This window comes from Pseudomonas reidholzensis (assembly GCF_900536025.1).
In the GTDB taxonomy this organism is placed as follows: domain Bacteria; phylum Pseudomonadota; class Gammaproteobacteria; order Pseudomonadales; family Pseudomonadaceae; genus Aquipseudomonas; species Aquipseudomonas reidholzensis.
This window is the reverse complement of the sequence record NZ_UNOZ01000013.1, coordinates 87,133-103,211: the sequence shown is the minus strand read 5'-3', so window position 1 is coordinate 103,211 and position 16,079 is coordinate 87,133. Positions and strand designations below refer to the sequence as shown.

At 66.4% G+C, this 16,079-nt stretch carries 12 protein-coding genes; 5 read left to right on the top strand and 7 right to left on the bottom strand.

The window, feature by feature from the left end; genetic code table 11:
* Positions 1-94: 94 nt before the first annotated feature.
* From CCOS865_RS08430 to CCOS865_RS08410, 5 genes are all read right to left on the bottom strand, one after another.
* On the bottom strand, positions 95-1,927 hold the full coding sequence (locus CCOS865_RS08430; protein ID WP_119139719.1) for an ABC transporter ATP-binding protein: 1,833 nt from the start codon (positions 1,925-1,927) through the stop codon (positions 95-97).
* Complete coding sequence (locus CCOS865_RS08425; protein ID WP_119139717.1) at positions 1,920-2,552, bottom strand: DsbA family protein; 633 nt, start codon at positions 2,550-2,552, stop codon at positions 1,920-1,922. The genes CCOS865_RS08430 and CCOS865_RS08425 overlap by 8 nt, the downstream gene beginning before the upstream one ends.
* A gap of 3 nt (positions 2,553-2,555) precedes the next feature.
* Positions 2,556-3,488, bottom strand: a complete 933-nt coding sequence (gene trhO / locus CCOS865_RS08420; RefSeq protein ID WP_119139715.1) for an oxygen-dependent tRNA uridine(34) hydroxylase TrhO — start codon at positions 3,486-3,488, stop codon at positions 2,556-2,558.
* Between the two features lie 109 nt (positions 3,489-3,597).
* Positions 3,598-3,894, bottom strand: coding sequence for a BolA family protein (locus CCOS865_RS08415; RefSeq protein WP_119139713.1), 297 nt, complete (start codon positions 3,892-3,894; stop codon positions 3,598-3,600).
* Between the two features lie 10 nt (positions 3,895-3,904).
* Positions 3,905-4,426 carry a DUF2059 domain-containing protein gene (locus CCOS865_RS08410; protein ID WP_119139711.1) on the bottom strand — a complete coding sequence of 174 codons (522 nt, stop codon included), beginning with the start codon at positions 4,424-4,426 and terminating at the stop codon, positions 3,905-3,907.
* Between the two features lie 154 nt (positions 4,427-4,580).
* On the opposite strand from CCOS865_RS08410, the gene CCOS865_RS08405 reads away from it, so the two are divergent.
* Positions 4,581-5,975 carry a class II fumarate hydratase gene (locus CCOS865_RS08405; protein ID WP_119139709.1) on the top strand — a complete coding sequence of 465 codons (1,395 nt, stop codon included), beginning with the start codon at positions 4,581-4,583 and terminating at the stop codon, positions 5,973-5,975.
* Positions 5,976-6,102: 127 nt separating this feature from the next.
* Here CCOS865_RS08405 and CCOS865_RS08400 read toward each other — a convergent pair whose 3' ends face one another.
* Both CCOS865_RS08400 and pap read right to left on the bottom strand, forming a co-directional pair.
* Positions 6,103-7,065, bottom strand: a complete 963-nt coding sequence (locus CCOS865_RS08400) for a DMT family transporter (protein ID WP_119139707.1) — start codon at positions 7,063-7,065, stop codon at positions 6,103-6,105.
* A gap of 236 nt (positions 7,066-7,301) precedes the next feature.
* Positions 7,302-8,795, bottom strand: a complete 1,494-nt coding sequence (gene pap / locus CCOS865_RS08395; RefSeq protein ID WP_119139705.1) for a polyphosphate:AMP phosphotransferase — start codon at positions 8,793-8,795, stop codon at positions 7,302-7,304.
* Between the two features lie 143 nt (positions 8,796-8,938).
* On the opposite strand from pap, the gene mnmC reads away from it, so the two are divergent.
* The 4 genes from mnmC to CCOS865_RS08370 all read left to right on the top strand — a co-directional run bounded on the left by mnmC (position 8,939) and on the right by CCOS865_RS08370 (position 16,017).
* Positions 8,939-10,915, top strand: coding sequence for a bifunctional tRNA (5-methylaminomethyl-2-thiouridine)(34)-methyltransferase MnmC2/FAD-dependent 5-carboxymethylaminomethyl-2-thiouridine(34) oxidoreductase MnmC1 (mnmC, locus tag CCOS865_RS08390; protein WP_119139703.1), 1,977 nt, complete (start codon positions 8,939-8,941; stop codon positions 10,913-10,915).
* 243 nt (positions 10,916-11,158) lie between these two features.
* On the top strand, positions 11,159-12,946 hold the full coding sequence (locus CCOS865_RS08380; RefSeq protein WP_119139700.1) for an N-acetylglutaminylglutamine amidotransferase: 1,788 nt from the start codon (positions 11,159-11,161) through the stop codon (positions 12,944-12,946).
* Between the two features lie 3 nt (positions 12,947-12,949).
* Entirely contained in the window at positions 12,950-14,695 is a 1,746-nt protein-coding gene (ngg, locus tag CCOS865_RS08375; RefSeq protein ID WP_119139698.1) for an N-acetylglutaminylglutamine synthetase, read from the top strand.
* Between the two features lie 137 nt (positions 14,696-14,832).
* Positions 14,833-16,017 (top strand): osmoprotectant NAGGN system M42 family peptidase, encoded by a 1,185-nt coding sequence (locus tag CCOS865_RS08370; protein WP_119139696.1) that lies wholly within the window; start codon positions 14,833-14,835, stop codon positions 16,015-16,017.
* The last annotated feature ends 62 nt before the right edge of the window (positions 16,018-16,079 follow it).

Sequence of the window (16,079 nt, the reverse complement as noted above, 5' to 3'; positions counted from 1 at the left end):
ACGCCATCGCGGGCAAGCCCGCTCCTACAGTAACCGCGCTAAACCCTGTAGGAGCGGGCTTGCCCGCGATGGGGCCGCACTGATCAGGCGAATCTCAGGTCTGCTGCAGATGCCCATACAGCTTGGCATACAACCCACCCTCGGCAATCAGCTGCTGGTGGTCGCCGTCTTCAGCCACATGCCCGCCATCGAACACCAGCACCCGGTCCGCCTGCTTCACCGCCGACAGCCGGTGAGCGATGATCAGCGTGGTGCGGCCACTGAGAAAACGCGCGAGCGCCTGGTGCAGGTTGTACTCGGTCGCGGCATCCAGGGCCGAGGTGGCTTCATCGAGGATCACCACCTTGGGCTCGGCGAGGATCATCCGGGCAATCGCCAGGCGCTGCCGCTGGCCGCCGGACAAGCGCACGCCAGAGCGGCCGACGACGCTGTCCAGGCCCTGCGGCAAGGCCGCGATGGTGGCCTCGAGCTGGGCGATGCGCAGCGCCTGCCAGCAGGCCTCGTCGGTGCAGTCACGGCCCATGGTCAGGTTGGCGCGCACGCTGTCGTTGAACAGCGCCGGATGCTGCAACACCACCGCCACGTTCTCGCGCAGGGTCTCCAGGCCAATCTCCTGCAGGCTCGCGCCGCCGAAACGAATGGTCCCGGCCTGGGCGCTATAAAGGCCCAGCAGCAGTTGCACCAGGGTGCTCTTGCCGCCGCCACTGGCGCCGACGATCGCCACTTTTTCACCGGGCGCGATGGTCAGGTCCAAGTGCTCCAGCACCGGCTCGTCGGCGTAGGCGAAGCGCAGGTCGCGGACCTCGATGCCGACCGTTGCGCGCCCGCTGAACGGGTCGCTGGCCGCCGCATACTGCGGCTCGTCGTCACGCGCCAGCAGCTCGTTGAGCCGGCTCAGCGCGCCACCGGCGGCGTAATAGGCGTATTGCAGGTTCAACAGCTGCTCGACCGGGCCGATCATGAACCACAGGTAGCTGAACACCGCCAGCATCTGGCCGATCGACAGGTCGGAGAACAGTACGGTCAACATGGCCGCGGCGCGGAAGATATCGATACCGAACTGGAACAGCAGCCCGCTGGCCCGGCCGCTGGCATCGCTCTTCCACTGCGAGGCCACGGCAAAGTCACGCACCTCGCGGGCGCGCAGGCCCAGCCGGCCGAGGAAGTAGCCCTGGCGGTTGCCGGCGCGCACCTCCTGGATGGCGTCGAGGGTCTCGGTCAGCGCCTGGGTAAAGCGTGCGGTGCTGTCGTTCTCGAGTTTTTTCAGGTGTTTGACGCGCTTGCCCAACTGCACGGTGAAGTAGATCACCAGCGGGTTGAACAACAGGATCAGCAAGGCCAGCTGCCAGTGCATCCACATCAGGATCGCCGCAGTGCCGGTCAAGGTCAGCACGGCCACCAGGAAGCGGCTGAGGGTTTCCCCGACAAACTTGTCGAGGGTGTCCAGGTCGGTGACCAGGTGGGTGGTCACCGTGCCGCTGCCCAGGCTTTCGTATTCCTTCAGCGAGATGCGCTTGAGCCGCTCGATCAGGCGGATCCGCAGGCGGTAGACGATGTCTTTGGCCAGCCCCGCAAACAGCCTGGCCTGGACCACGTTGAAGGCCAGCGCGGCCATGCGCAGGCACAGCGTGGCGCCGAGCATCAGGCCGATGTAGCCGGTGGCCTGCTGCCAATCGGTCGGCAGCAGGTTGTTCATCCATTTGAGGGCAGCGTCACCGTTGCCCAGCAGCACTTCGTCGACCAGCAGCGGCAGCAGCAACGGGATCGGCACGCTGCACAGGGCGGCCAGCACGGCGATCAGGTTGGCGGTCCACAGGGCTTTGCGGTGGTGCAGGGCCAGCCGGCGGATCTCCGCCCAGCTCAGTCGATCGGCCACAGCCTGAGGCTTCCCTGGCACCGGGTCGGGCGACCCGGGCAGGTCAAGCACAGGCGGCCTGCTGCAGCCAGCGACCAAGCAGCGGTTGCAGGCGGTCGAGCGGCTGGTAACCGTTGGTCAGCAGCGCCAGCTGGCCATTGCGTTCGGCCAGCAGGGTCGGGAAGCCGGCAATGCCCAGGTCCTGCACCCAGCTGAAGTCGGCCGTGGTGGCGGTGCGGGTTTCACTGCGGATCAAGGCTTCGGAGAACGCCGCGCGGTCAAAGCCTGCCTGTTCGGCAAGGTCGACCAGTTGCGGTGCGCGGGTCACGTCCAGGCCTTGTTCATAGAAGCCTCGCTGGATCAGGCCGAGCAGGCGCCAGCTGCGCCCGGCGTCCAGCTCGCGGGCCGCGACCAGCGCCCGGCAGGCCGGCTCGGTGTCATAGACGAAACCGTCCGGCAGCGCGCCGTCGAACGCGAACGGCTGGCCGGTCGCCTCGGCGACCGCCTGCCAGTGCTCGAGGATGTAACGACGGGTCGAGGCATCCAGCGCGCTGCTGGCCGAGCGCAACCCGCCCGGCACCAGGCGGGTCGGCACGCCGGCCGCGGCCGCCTGGGCGATCAACGCCTCGGCCACTGGCGCGAAACCCCAGCACCAGGAGCACATCGGGTCCATCACATAGAGCAGGCGTGCAGTCATGCATCAGGCCTCGGCTTTGTAGTTGAAGCCGATCGGGTGAGGCTGGTTACGCGCCTTGGCCAGCTCGATCTGCTTCTGCCGGTCGATGGCGCTGCGTCGGGTCTTCTCGCTCAGGCTGTCCCAGCAATGCGGGCAGCTGACACCGGGCGAGTAGTGTTCGGACGCACGGTCCTCCACGTTGATCGGGTGGCGGCAGGCATGGCACTGGTCGTATTCACCTTCGGTCAGGTCATGGCGCACCGTGACCCGGTTGTCGAAGACGAAGCAGTCACCGTCCCACAGGCTTTCTTCCTGGGCGACTTCCTCGAAGTATTTGAGGACCCCGCCTTTAAGATGATAGACCTCCTCGAAGCCTTCACCGAGCATGTAGCTGGAGGCTTTTTCGCAACGGATGCCACCGGTGCAGAACATCGCCACCTTCTTGTGCTTGCTCGGGTCGAAGTTGGCCTTGATGTACTCGGGGAACTCGCGGAACGACTCGGTCTTCGGGTCGAGGGCGCCCTTGAAGGTGCCAATCGCCACTTCGTAGTCGTTGCGGGTGTCGATCAGCAGCACTTCAGGGTCGCTGATCAGGGCGTTCCAGTCTTTCGGGTCGACGTAGGTGCCGACCTTGTGGTTAGGGTCCACGCCCGCCACGCCGAGGGTGACGATCTCTTTTTTCAGCTTGACCTTGGTGCGGTAGAACGGCTGATCGTCGCAGTACGACTCTTTATGGTCGATGTCCACCAGGCGAGCGTCGCTGCGCAGCCAGGCGAGCAGGCCATCGATGCCTTCACGGGTGCCAGAGACGGTGCCGTTGATGCCTTCGAGGGCGATCAACAAGGTGCCTTTGACGCCGTTGTCGAGCATCGCCTTGAGCAGCGGCTCGCGCAATTCGACGTAGTCTTCCAGGGTGACGAACTTGTACAGCGCCGCCACGACGATAGCTTGGGACATGAATGCTTTTCTCCAGGTGGTCACCCTCGTAAGGGGCGGACCGGAATGACAAATAAAAACGCGCCGACAAGCGGCGCGTTGGGCAGTTTACCAGAATGCCAGCGAGGATTCAGTGCCCGCCACCGGCACACACCGGCGAGGCCGGCGCGGCGCCGACCTGGGCCCACTCCTCGGGGGTGTAGGTGTGGATCGCCAGGGCATGAATCTCGCCCATCAGCTCAGCCATCGTGGCGTACACCTTCTGGTGCCGCTTGACGCTGTTGAGGCCAGCGAACTGCTCGCTGACCAGCACCGCCTTGTAGTGGCTTTCCTGGCCACGGCTGTGCATGTGGCTCTCGTTCAACACCTCGAGGTGTTGCGAGCCCAGGGGCGCCAGCTGCTGTTCGATGCGTTGCTGCATGTTCATCGGGTGCTACTCACTTCTTCGCTGGAGCGGCTTTGCCAGCGTTGGGGTCGAGTTCCTTGGTCATGTCGTCGAGCAGCTTGTTGACCACCGGCACGGCAGGCTCGAGGCTCTGCTGGGTCAGCTGGGCCGACTGCTGGGTGACCTTGGGCATCTGCTGGAGGACTTTCTTGCCCAGCGGCGACTCGTAGAACTTGACCAGGTCCTTCAGCTCGGCTTCGGTGAAGGTCGCGGTGTACAGGTCGACCATCTTCGGCTTGATCTTCTTCCAGCCGATGGCGTTGTCCAGGGCGGCGTTGGCCTTGGCCTGGTAGCTGTCGAGCACGGCTTTCTTGGCGGCCGGGGCCTTGGTCTGCTCGAAGCGCTGGGCAAACATCTGCTGGACTTGCATGTACACCGGGGTGCCCAGCTTGTCGGCGTTGGCCAGGGTCAGGAATCGCTCGGCGGCTTGGTTGTGGGCAGGAGTGGCAGCGAGTACCTGGCCGCTGGCACAGGCCAGGGCTACGGCGGCACAGAGGACACGGAGACGGGTCATTGCAAATCCTTCAGAAAAGGGAGGCGGATACCTCGGGGTAGAGCATTCTGCGCCGCGATGGGCGCTGTACTCAAGTGGCACGACGAGCGATGGAACCGCTCTTTCGAATCAAGGCCTAAACTGCGGATTCAGACGACAAAGGAGTGAACCCAGCATGAGCCGTATCGAGACAGACAGCCTGGGACAGGTCGAAGTTCCTGAGGACGCCTACTGGGGCGCGCAGACCCAGCGCTCGCTGATCAACTTTGCCATCGGCAAAGAGCGCATGCCGCTGGCCGTGCTGCACGCCCTGGCGCTGATCAAGAAAGCCGCCGCGCGCGTCAACGACCGCAATGGCGACCTGCCGGCGGACATCGCCCGGCTGATCGAACAAGCCGCCGACGAGGTGCTCGACGGCCAGCTCGACGACCAGTTCCCGCTCGTCGTCTGGCAGACCGGCAGCGGCACCCAGAGCAACATGAACGTCAACGAAGTGATCGCCGGGCGCGCCAACGAGCTGGCCGGCCAGGGCCGGGGCGGCAAGGCGCCGGTGCACCCCAACGATCACGTCAACCGCTCGCAGAGCTCCAACGACTGCTTCCCCACCGCGATGAATATCGCCGCGGCTCAGGCGGTGCACGACACACTGCTGCCGGCGATCGCCGAGCTGTCGTCGGGGCTGGCCGAACTGTCGGCGCGCCACAGCCACCTGGTCAAGACCGGCCGTACGCACATGATGGACGCCACGCCGATCACCTTTGGCCAGGAGGTCTCGGCCTTTGTCGCCCAGCTCGACTACGCCCAGCGGGCGATCCGCGCGACCTTGCCGGCGGTGTACGAGCTGGCCCAGGGCGGCACGGCGGTGGGCACCGGGCTGAATGCCCCGCACGGCTTTGCCGAGGCGGTGGCGGCGGAGCTGGCGGCGTTGTCCGGGCTGCCGTTCGTCACCGCGCCGAACAAGTTCGCCGCCCTCGCCGGCCACGAGCCGCTGACCAGCCTGGCCGGCGCCCTGAAGACCCTGGCCGTGGCTCTGATGAAGATCGCCAACGACTTGCGCCTGCTCGGCTCCGGGCCGCGCGCGGGGCTGGCCGAGGTGCGCTTGCCGGCCAACGAGCCGGGCAGCTCGATCATGCCCGGCAAGGTCAACCCGACCCAGTGCGAGGCGTTGTCGATGCTCGCCTGCCAGGTGCTGGGCAATGACGTGACGATCGGGTTTGCGGCGAGCCAGGGGCATTTGCAGCTGAACGTGTTCAAGCCGGTGATCATTCATAACCTGCTGCAGTCGATCGAGCTGCTGGCCGACGGCTGCCGCAACTTCCAGGCGCACTGCGTTGCGGGCATCGAACCGGACGCCGAGCAGATGGCCGCGCACCTGGAGCGGGGGTTGATGCTGGTGACGGCGCTCAACCCGCATATCGGCTATGACAAGGCGGCGGAAATCGCCAAGAAGGCCTATAGCGAAGGCAAGACCTTGCGCGAGGCGGCGCTGGAGTTGCAGTACCTGACCAATGAGCAGTTCGATGAGTGGGTCAAGCCCGAGAACATGCTCGCGCCAGGTGCCAAGGGTTGATGTATAGGTAGTCAGCACCGGCCTCTTCGCGGGTAAACCCGCTCCCACAGGGAGGGTGCTGACCTGACGTCTCGCGCGGTCCCTGTGGGAGCGGGTTTACCCGCGAAGGGCCGCAGAGCGGCCCCATTCACTGGGCCTGAGCCAAGCGCGCCCTGCGGGCCCGCCACCCGGCCACCAACGAAGGTCCCAACGCCACCAGCGCCGACCCCAGCACCACCACCACAGCCCCCACATACCCCAGCGCATTGATCTCTTCAGCCTGCACATACTCAGGCCACACCCACGCCGCCAGCGCCACCGCAACAAACGTCACCAACGGCGTCAACGCCAAGGTCGCACTCACCCGCGACGCCTCCCAATGCGCCAGCGCCTCGGCAAACGCCCCGTACGCCACCAGCGTATTCAGGCAGCACGCCAGCAGCAGCCAGCCTTGCAGCGGGCTCAACTGCAGCGCTTCGAGCGGGTGCACCCAGGGCGTGAGCAGCGCCGCGCAGCCCAGGTAAATCACCATCATCACCTGCTGTGAGTTCCACACCGTGAGCAGTTGCTTCTGGCTCAGGGCATAGAACACCCAGATGCTGGTCGCCAGGAGAATGGTCAGCACCCCCGTGGTATAGACGCTCAGCGAGGTCAGCAGCTCTTCAAGCCGCTGATTGAAGAACAGCCCAAAGCCCATCAGCAGGATCAACAAGCCCATGCCCTGCCCCAGGCTAAAGCGCTCCTTGAAAACGAACACGCTGGCCACCAGCAACAGCACCGGGCCGACCTGCACCACCAGCTGCGCGGTGCCGGGGCTGAGCAGGTTGAGGCCGATCAGGTACAGCACGTAGTTGCCGAGCAGCCCGCAGATGGCCACCGCGACCAGCCCCAGGCGCTTGCGGCCCAGGCCGCGGAACACCGGCAGGCGGCGATGGGCCGAGAGCCAGGCGAACAGCAGGCCGCCGGACACCAGCAGGCGGTACCAGGTGACCGTGACCGGGTCCATCACCTGCAGCACCTGCTTGAGTTTGATTGGCAGAATGCCCCAGAGCAGCGCGGTCAACAGTGCCAACAGCAGGCCATGGACCCAGCGTCCGGAAGTGATATGCATAGCGTCCTCGATCAGAGCCCTTGGTGGGGGTAGTTGAAGTCTAAGGGCTTGGAGGGTGGGGCTGGGGGAAAGTGGCGGGAAAATAATTCATCTGATCATTCCCCTGGGGCATGGCAAGGGGATTTTCTGTGGCCTTGCGGGCCTCTTCGCGGGTAAACCCGCTCCCACAGGTCCGAGGTGTCCGCAGAACCCTGTGGGAGCGGGTTTACCCGCGAAGAGGCCATGACGATCACCGCCTACTTCTTGTCTTTGGCAAACGCCGCCTCCAGCGCGTCATTGATGGTGCGCAACACCTTCACCCGCGCCCAGCGCTTGTCGTTGGCCTCGACCAGCGTCCACGGCGCGATCTCGGTGCTGGTGCGGTCGACCATATCCCCCACCGCCTCGGTGTAGACATCCCACTTTTCGCGGTTGCGCCAGTCTTCCTCGGTGATCTTGTAGCGCTTGAAGGGGATCTGCTCGCGCTCTTCGAAACGCTCCAGCTGGGTCTGCTGGTCGATCGCCAGCCAGAACTTGACCACCACCACCCCGGCATTGCTGAGCTGCTCTTCGAAGTCGTTGATCTCGCTGTAGGCGCGCATCCAGTCGACCGGGCTGCAAAAGCCCTCGACCCGCTCGACCAGCACCCGCCCATACCACGAGCGGTCGAAGATGGTGAACTTGCTGCGCGCCGGGATATGCCGCCAGAAGCGCCACAGGTACGGCTGCGCACGCTCCTCTTCGGTCGGCGCGGCAATCGGCACGATGCGGTACTGGCGCGGGTCGAGCGCGGCGGCCACGCGACGGATGGCGCCGCCCTTGCCCGCCGCATCGTTGCCTTCGAACACCGCGACCAGGGCGTGTCGGCGCATGTGCTTGTGGCGCAACAGGCCGGCCAGGCGGGCCTGTTCGGTGACCAGTTGCTCCTGGTAGTCCTTCTTGTCCAGGCGCTGGGTCATGTCCAGCGCGCCGATCAGGTTGAGGTCGTCGATGCTGCGCCCCAGCGGCGCGACGTTGCTGCGCTGCTTGCTCTTGGGGTCGACCGCCAGGGCCGCCTGCAGGCTCTCGAGCAGGATGCGCCCGACCGCCAGGCTGCGGTAATGCGGGTCGAAGCCTTCGATCACATGCCAGGGGGCGAAGTCGCGGCTGGTGCGGCGCAGCACGCGCTCGCCAAAGCGCACGAAGCGGTCATAGGTTTCTGACTGCTGCCAGTCCAGCGGGCTGATCCGCCAGCTGTGCAGCGGGTCGTCGCGCAACGCCTTGAGGCGCGCCTTCATCTGCTTCTTGGACAGGTGGAACCAGAACTTGATGACCAGCGCGCCTTCGTCACAGAGCATCTGCTCGAGGCGCTCGGCGCCGGCGATGGCCTGGTCGAGCACGGCGTCCTTGAACTGGCCGTGTACCCGACCCTGGATCATCTGGCTGTACCAGTTGCCGAAAAACACGCCCATTCGCCCTTTCGGTGGCAGCGCCCGCCAGTAGCGCCAGGCCGGGGGCCGGGCGAGCTCCTCGTCGGTCTGCTGGTCAAAGGTCAGCACGTCGATCAGGCGCGGGTCCATCCACTCGTTGAGCAGTTTGACCGTCTCGCCCTTGCCGGCGCCCTCGACGCCGTTGATCAGCACGATCACCGGGAAGCGCGACTGCTGCTTGAGCTCGTACTGGGCCTCGAGCAACGCCTCGCGCAGGGCGGGCAGTTCGGCCTCATAGGTGTCCTTGTCGATGCTGTGGCCGATTTCGGCGGATTCGAACATGGCGTGTCTGGCTCCTTCAATGGATTATTGAGACTAGAACAGCTGCAAGCTTCAAGCTGCAAGAAAAAGCAGACCGTGCCACCATCTGCTTTTTCATACAGCTTGCAGCTTGTGACTTGCAGCTATACCGGCCGAAATCAAACATGCCTGAATCTACCCTGCCCCAGCACGCCCAAATCGACTGGGACGACCAAGGCCGCCCGCACTCGCGGCAATACGACGACGTCTACTTCTCGACCAACGAAGGCAGCCACGAAACCCAGTACGTGTTCATCGAAGGCAATCGCCTGCGCCAGCGCTTCGCCGAGCTGCCAGCGCACAGCTGCCTGGTGATCGGCGAAACCGGCTTTGGCACCGGGATGAACTTCTTCTGCGCCTGGCAGCTGTTTGCCGAGCAGGCCCCGAGCGACGCCCGGCTGCACTTTGTCAGCGTCGAAAAATACCCGCTGACCCGCGCCGACCTGGCCCGCGCCGTACAACTGTGGCCGGAGCTGGCGCCTTACTGGCAGCCGCTGCTGGCGCAGTATGTGGCGGTGCACCCGGGCTTCCAGCAGTTCAGCTTCGACGGCGGCCGGGTGACCCTGACCCTGCTGATCGGCGATGTGCTGGAACAGTTGCCGCTGCTCGATGCGCGGATCGACGCGTGGTTCCTCGACGGTTTCGCCCCGGCGAAAAACCCCGACATGTGGACCCCGGAACTGTTCGCGCAACTGGCCCGGCTGTCGCATCCCGGCACGACGATCGGCACCTTCACCACCACCGGCTGGGTGCGCCGCGGGCTGATCGAAGCCGGCTTCAGCATGAAAAAAGTCCCAGGCCTGGGCAAGAAGTGGGAAGTCATGCACGGCCAGTACACCGGCCAGCCCAGCGCCGCGCCGGTTGCCCCCTGGTACGCCCGCCCCGCCCCGCTGCCAGGGCCGCGCGAGGCCCTGGTGATCGGCGCTGGCCTCGCCGGCAGCGCCACCGCCGCCAGCCTCGCCGCACGCGGCTGGCAGGTCAGCGTGCTGGAGCGCCATGACGCTGCCGCCCAGGAAGCCTCGGGCAACCTGCAGGGCGTGCTCTACCTCAAGCTGTCGGCCCACGGCACGGCCCTGTCGCAGATGATCCTGGCCGGTTTCGGTTACACCCGCCGCTGGCTCGAGCAGCTGCAGCGCGGCCACGACTGGGATGCCTGCGGCGTGCTGCAACTGGCCTTCGACGCCAAGGAAGGCGAGCGCCAGGCCAAGCTGGCTGCGGCGTTCGACAGCAGCCTGCTGGTGTCACTGAGCTGCGCCGAGGCGCAGCAGGTGGCCGGGGTGCCGCTGGCCAGTGGCGGGCTGTTCTATCCCGAAGGCGGCTGGGTGCATCCGCCGGCGATGTGCCAGGCGCAACTGAACCACCCGCGGATCAGCCTGCTGACGCACCGGGAAGTAGTCGAGCTGCGCAAGGTCGACGGCCTGTGGCAGGCCTGGGATGGCCAGCGTCTGTTGGCAAGTGCACCGCTGGTGGTGCTGGCGGGCGCGGCGGAGGTGCGCCGGTTTGCGCCATGCGCGGGGTTGCCGCTGAAGCGGATTCGCGGGCAGATCACTCACCTGCCAGCGACCGCAGACAGCCGCGTGTTGGCCACGGTGGTCTGCGCCGAGGGATATGTGGTGCCGGTACGCGGGGATGAACACACGGTGGGGGCCAGTTTTGATTTCCACAGTGAGGACCTGACGCCGACCGTGGCCGAGCATCAGGGCAATTTGGCGATGCTGGATGAGATCTCCACTGACATGGCGCAGCGGTTGGGCGTGGCGGGCATGGACCCTGAGGCGTTGCAGGGCCGAGCGGCGTTTCGCTGTACCAGCCCGGACTATTTGCCGATTGTCGGGCCGGTGGCGGACAGCGAGGCGTTTGCCGAGGCGTACGCGATGTTGCGCAAGGACGCCCGGCAGGTGCCGGCGGTGGAGTGCCCTTGGCTGGACGGGCTGTATGTGAACAGTGGGCATGGGTCGCGGGGGTTGATTACCGCGCCGTTGAGTGGCGAGCTGATTGCCGCCTGGGTGGGGGGCGAGCCGTTGCCAGTGCCTCGGGCAGTGGCTGAGGCGTGTCACCCCAATCGGTTTGGCTTGCGCAGCTTGATTCGCGGGAAGGCATAGATCGTGGGGCCGCTTCGCAGCCCTTTCGCGACACAAGGCCGCTCCCACAGGGACCGCGCCAGTCTCAAGGCCATCGCGCACCCTGTGGGAGCGGCCTTGTGTCGCGAAAGGGGCGCGCAGCGGCCCCAATGCAGGCAACGCATATAACAGATTGATCTAAAACTCTCACAAACCGCACAGGTCAGTTCCTAAGTGCCTCACTTCAGGGGCACCCCTCCCCAACGGCAAAACCGGTAAGGACTTATGTGCGGATTAGCAGGAGAGTTACGCTTCACCCCGATCAACCAGGCCCCTCGCCCGGCGGACCTCGCCGCGGTAGAGCGCATCACCCATCATCTGGCGCCACGCGGCCCGGATGCCTGGGGCTTCCATAGCCAGGGCCCGATCGCCCTCGGCCATCGCCGCCTGAAGATCATGGACCTGTCCGACGGCTCGGCCCAGCCGATGCTCGACAACACCCTCGGCCTGTCGCTGGCGTTCAACGGCGCCATCTACAACTTCCCCGAACTGCGCCAGGAGCTGCAAGACCTCGGCTACACGTTCTGGTCCGACGGTGACACCGAGGTGCTGCTCAAGGGCTACCACGCCTGGGGCGCAGCGCTGCTGCCCAAGCTCAACGGGATGTTCGCCCTGGCCATCTGGGAGCGCGACAACCAGCGCCTGTTCCTCGCCCGCGACCGCCTCGGCGTCAAGCCGCTGTACCTGTCGCGCAACGGCGAACGCCTGCGCTTCGCGTCGACCCTGCCCGCGCTGCTCAAAGGCGGTGACATCGACCCGGTGATCGACCCCGTCGCGCTCAACCACTACCTCAACTTCCACGCCGTGGTGCCCGCGCCGCGCACCCTGCTGGCCAACGTGCAAAAGCTCGAACCCGGCACCTGGATGCGCATCGACCAGCACGGCGAAGTCGAGCGCCAGACCTGGTGGCAGCTGCAGTACGGGCCCAACGCCGACGAACAGCAGCTTGACCTCGAAGACTGGACCACCCGCGTGCTCGACGCCACCCGCGACGCCGTGGCGATCCGCCAACGGGCGGCCGTGGATGTCGGTGTGCTGCTGTCCGGCGGGGTCGACTCGAGCCTGCTGGTCGGCCTGCTGCGCGAAACCGGGGTCGACGACCTGTCGACCTTCTCGATCGGCTTCGAGGATGCCGGCGGCGAACGCGGCGACGAGTTCCAGTACTCCGACCTGATCGCCCGCCACTACGGCACGCGCCACCATCAGTTGCGCATCGCCGAGCACGAGATCATCGACCAGCTGCCCGCGGCATTCCGCGCCATGAGCGAGCCGATGGTCAGCCACGACTGCATCGCCTTCTATCTGTTGTCGCGCGAAGTGGCCAAGCACTGCAAGGGCGTGCAGAGCGGCCAGGGCGCCGACGAACTGTTCGCCGGCTACCACTGGTACCCGCAGGTGGACGGCGCCGCCGACCCGTATGCGGCCTACCGCGAGGCGTTCTTCGACCGCAGCCACGCCGAGTACCGCGATACCGTGCAGGCCCCTTGGCTGCTCGAGCACGACGCCGCTGGCGATTTTGTCCGAGAGCACTTCGCCCGCCCCGGCGCGCCGGATGCGGTGGACAAGGCGCTGCGCCTGGACAGCACGGTGATGCTGGTCGACGACCCGGTCAAACGCGTCGACAACATGACCATGGCCTGGGGCCTGGAGGCGCGCACGCCGTTCCTCGACTACCGCCTGGCCGAGCTGTCGGCGCGGATCCCAGCGCGCTTCAAGCTGCCCGACGGCGGCAAACAGGTGCTCAAGTCGGCGGCGCGGCGGGTCATCCCGCATGAAGTCATCGACCGCAAGAAGGGCTACTTCCCGGTGCCCGGCCTCAAGCACCTCGAAGGCGCCACGCTGGGCTGGGTGCGCGAGCTGCTGACCGACCCGAGCCAGGACCGCGGCCTGTTCAACCCGGCCATGATCGACACGCTGCTGAGCAACCCGCACGGCCAGCTGACTCCGCTGCGCGGCTCCAAGCTGTGGCAGTTGGCAGCGCTCAACCTGTGGCTCAGCGAACAAGGAATCTGATCGATGAAAGCCCACGAAATCGCCTACGGCCAGCGCTTGCTGCGCGGCCAGGCGCCCTCCTACGAGCGCCTGCAGGCGCGCCTGGCCGGTGATGGCAGCGAGCCGCACGACCAGCCGCGCGCGGTGCACTGTGGCTGGGGTAGGCTGCTGATCGGGCACACCTACCCGCAGCCGAGCGACTTGGCTGCGGCGCTGCTTGAAGAAAGCCCGGGCGAACGCGACATCGCCTTGTACGTGGCGGCGCCGCAGCAAGTGCTGGCCCAGGCGCCGCAGCAACTGTTCCTCGACCCATCCGACACCCTGCGCCTGTGGTTTACCGACTACCGCCCGGCGCAGCGGGTGTTTCGCGGGTTTCGCATCCGCCGGGCGCAGAGCGAGGCGGACTGGCAGGCGATCAACAACCTCTACCAGACCCGCGGCATGCTGCCGGTCAACGCCGAGCTGCTCACCCCGCGTCACCAGGGCGGGCCGGTGTACTGGCTCGCCGAGGACGAAGACAGCGGCGCGGTGATCGGCAGCGTCATGGGCCTCAACCACAGCAAGGCCTTCGACGACCCGGAGCACGGTTGCAGTCTCTGGTGCCTGGCGGTCGACCCGCAGTGCAGCCGGCCCGGGGTCGGTGAAGTGCTGGTGCGCCACCTGATCGAGCACTTCATGAGCCGCGAGCTGGCCTACCTCGACCTCTCGGTGATGCACGACAACCGCCAGGCCAAGCGCCTGTACCAGAAGCTCGGCTTTCGCAACCTGCCGACCTTTGCGGTCAAGCGCAAGAACGGCATCAACCAGCCGCTGTTTCTCGGCCCCGGCCCGGCGGCGGCGCTCAACCCGTATGCGCGGATCATCGTCGACGAGGCGCACCGGCGTGGTATCGAGGTGCAGGTCGATGACGCCAAGGCCGGGCTGTTCACCCTCAGCCTGGGCGGGCGCCGGGTGCGTTGCCGGGAGTCGTTGAGCGACCTGACCAGCGCCGTGAGCATGACCCTCTGCCAAGACAAGTGCCTGACCCAGCGCGCCCTGGACCAGGCCGGCCTGCTTGTGCCGGTGCAGCAACTGGCGGGCAATGCCGACGACAACCTGGCGTTTCTCGAAGAGCATGGCGCGCTGGTGGTGAAGCCGGTCGACGGCGAACAGGGCCAGGGCGTTGCGGTCAACCTGACGACCCTGGACGAGGTGACCCAAGCGGTCGAGCAGGCCCGCCGTTTCGACAGCCGGGTGTTGCTCGAGAGCTTCCACCCCGGCCATGACCTGCGCATTGTGGTGATCGGCCATGAAGTGGTGGCGGCGGCGATTCGTCACCCGGCGCAGGTGATCGGCGACGGCACGCACAGCGTCAAGGCGCTGATCGAGGCGCAGAGCCGGCGCCGCCAGGCGGCCACCGACGGCGAGAGCCGGATCCCGCTGGATGAAGAAACCGAGCGCACCGTGCGCGCGGCCGGCCTGACCTACAGCGATGTGCTGCCGGCCGGGCAGCGCCTGGCGGTGCGCCGTGCGGCCAACCTGCACACCGGTGGCACCCTGGAGGATGTCACCGAACGCCTGCACCCGGTGCTGGCCGAGGCCGCCGTACGGGCCGCGCGAGCGCTGGATATCCCGGTGGTGGGGCTCGACCTGATGGTCGCTGATGCCAGCCAGCCGGAGTACGTGATCATCGAGGCCAACGAGCGCGTTGGCCTGGCCAACCATGAACCGCAACCCACCGCTGAACGCTTTGTCGACCTGCTGTTCCCGCACAGCCGGCCGTTGGCGTAATCAATGCTTTGACTGTGCTGGCCTCTTCGCGGGTAAACCCGCTCCCACAGGGTTTTGTGAGCACCTCGGACCCTGTGGGAGCGGGTTTACCCGCGAAGAGGCCAGCAAGGTCAACACCCACCCGCCGAGGAGTGCACATGTCTACCCACCACCCCGAACCGGATCTCGACTACCTGAAACGCGTCCTCCTGGAGATGCTCGCCATCCCCAGCCCCACCGGCTTCACCGACACCATCGTGCGCTACGTCGCCGAGCGCCTGGATGAACTCGGCATCCCCTTCGAACTGACCCGCCGCGGCACCATCCGCGCCACCCTCAAGGGCCGCCAAAGCTCCCCCGACCGCGCCGTCTCGGCACACCTCGACACCATCGGCGCCAGCGTGCGCCAGCTGCAGGACAACGGCCGCCTGGCCCTGGCGCCGGTCGGCTGCTGGTCCAGCCGCTTTGCCGAAGGCAGCCGGGTCAGCGTCTTCACCGACACCGGCGTGCTGCGCGGCAGCGTGCTGCCGTTGATGGCCAGCGGCCACGCGTTCAATACCGCCATCGACCAGATGCCGGTCAGCTGGGACCACGTCGAAGTGCGCGTCGACGCCTACTGCACCACCCGCGCCGACTGCGAGGCGCTGGGCATCTCGATCGGCGATTTCGTCGCGTTCGACCCGCTGCCCGAGTTCACCGAAAGCGGCCACATCAGCGCCCGCCACCTGGACGACAAAGCCGGTGTCGCGGCCCTGCTGGCGGCGCTCAAGGCGGTGGTCGAAAGCGGCCAGCAACCGCTGATCGACTGCCACCCACTGTTCACCATCACCGAAGAGACCGGCTCCGGTGCCGCCGGCGCGCTGCCGTGGGACGTCAGCGAGTTCGTCGGCATCGACATCGCCCCGGTGGCACCCGGCCAGGCCTCCAGCGAACACGCGGTGAGCGTGGCCATGCAGGACTCGTCCGGCCCTTACGACTACCACCTGTCGCGCCACCTGCTAAAGCTGGCCGGCGAACAGGAGTTGCCGGTGCGCCGCGACCTGTTCCGCTACTACTTCAGCGACGCCCACTCAGCGGTCACTGCCGGCCACGATATCCGTACCGCGCTGGTAGCCTTTGGCTGCGACGCGACCCACGGCTACGAGCGTACCCACATCGACAGCCTGGCGACCCTGAGCCGCCTGCTGGCGGGTTACCTGCTCAGCCCGCCGGTGTTCGCCAGCGACTCCAACCCGGCCAATACCTCGCTGGAGCGCTTCAGCCACCAGCTCGAGCACGACGCGCAAATGGAGAGCGATACACGGGTGCCGGCGGTCGACAGCCTGGTCGGCAACAAAGGGTGAAGGCTGCGCGCTGGCGTTGGGATTCGCGTAGCATGGCCGCACTGATGACTACCGACCGACTC

Excerpts from the sequence above, each read along its gene's own strand:
- CCOS865_RS08415 (WP_119139713.1), bottom strand. The coding sequence starts at position 3,894 with ATGAACATGCAGCAACGCATCGAACAGCAGCTGGCGCCCCTGGGCTCG.
- CCOS865_RS08380 (WP_119139700.1), top strand. The coding sequence starts at position 11,159 with ATGTGCGGATTAGCAGGAGAGTTACGCTTCACCCCGATCAACCAGGCC.
- pap (WP_119139705.1), bottom strand. The coding sequence starts at position 8,795 with ATGTTCGAATCCGCCGAAATCGGCCACAGCATCGACAAGGACACCTAT.
- ngg (WP_119139698.1), top strand. The coding sequence starts at position 12,950 with ATGAAAGCCCACGAAATCGCCTACGGCCAGCGCTTGCTGCGCGGCCAG.
- CCOS865_RS08410 (WP_119139711.1), bottom strand. The coding sequence starts at position 4,426 with ATGACCCGTCTCCGTGTCCTCTGTGCCGCCGTAGCCCTGGCCTGTGCC.
- CCOS865_RS08370 (WP_119139696.1), top strand. The coding sequence starts at position 14,833 with ATGTCTACCCACCACCCCGAACCGGATCTCGACTACCTGAAACGCGTC.
- CCOS865_RS08400 (WP_119139707.1), bottom strand. The coding sequence starts at position 7,065 with ATGCATATCACTTCCGGACGCTGGGTCCATGGCCTGCTGTTGGCACTG.
- trhO (WP_119139715.1), bottom strand. The coding sequence starts at position 3,488 with ATGTCCCAAGCTATCGTCGTGGCGGCGCTGTACAAGTTCGTCACCCTG.
- CCOS865_RS08425 (WP_119139717.1), bottom strand. The coding sequence starts at position 2,552 with ATGACTGCACGCCTGCTCTATGTGATGGACCCGATGTGCTCCTGGTGC.
- mnmC (WP_119139703.1), top strand. The coding sequence starts at position 8,939 with ATGCCTGAATCTACCCTGCCCCAGCACGCCCAAATCGACTGGGACGAC.
- CCOS865_RS08405 (WP_119139709.1), top strand. The coding sequence starts at position 4,581 with ATGAGCCGTATCGAGACAGACAGCCTGGGACAGGTCGAAGTTCCTGAG.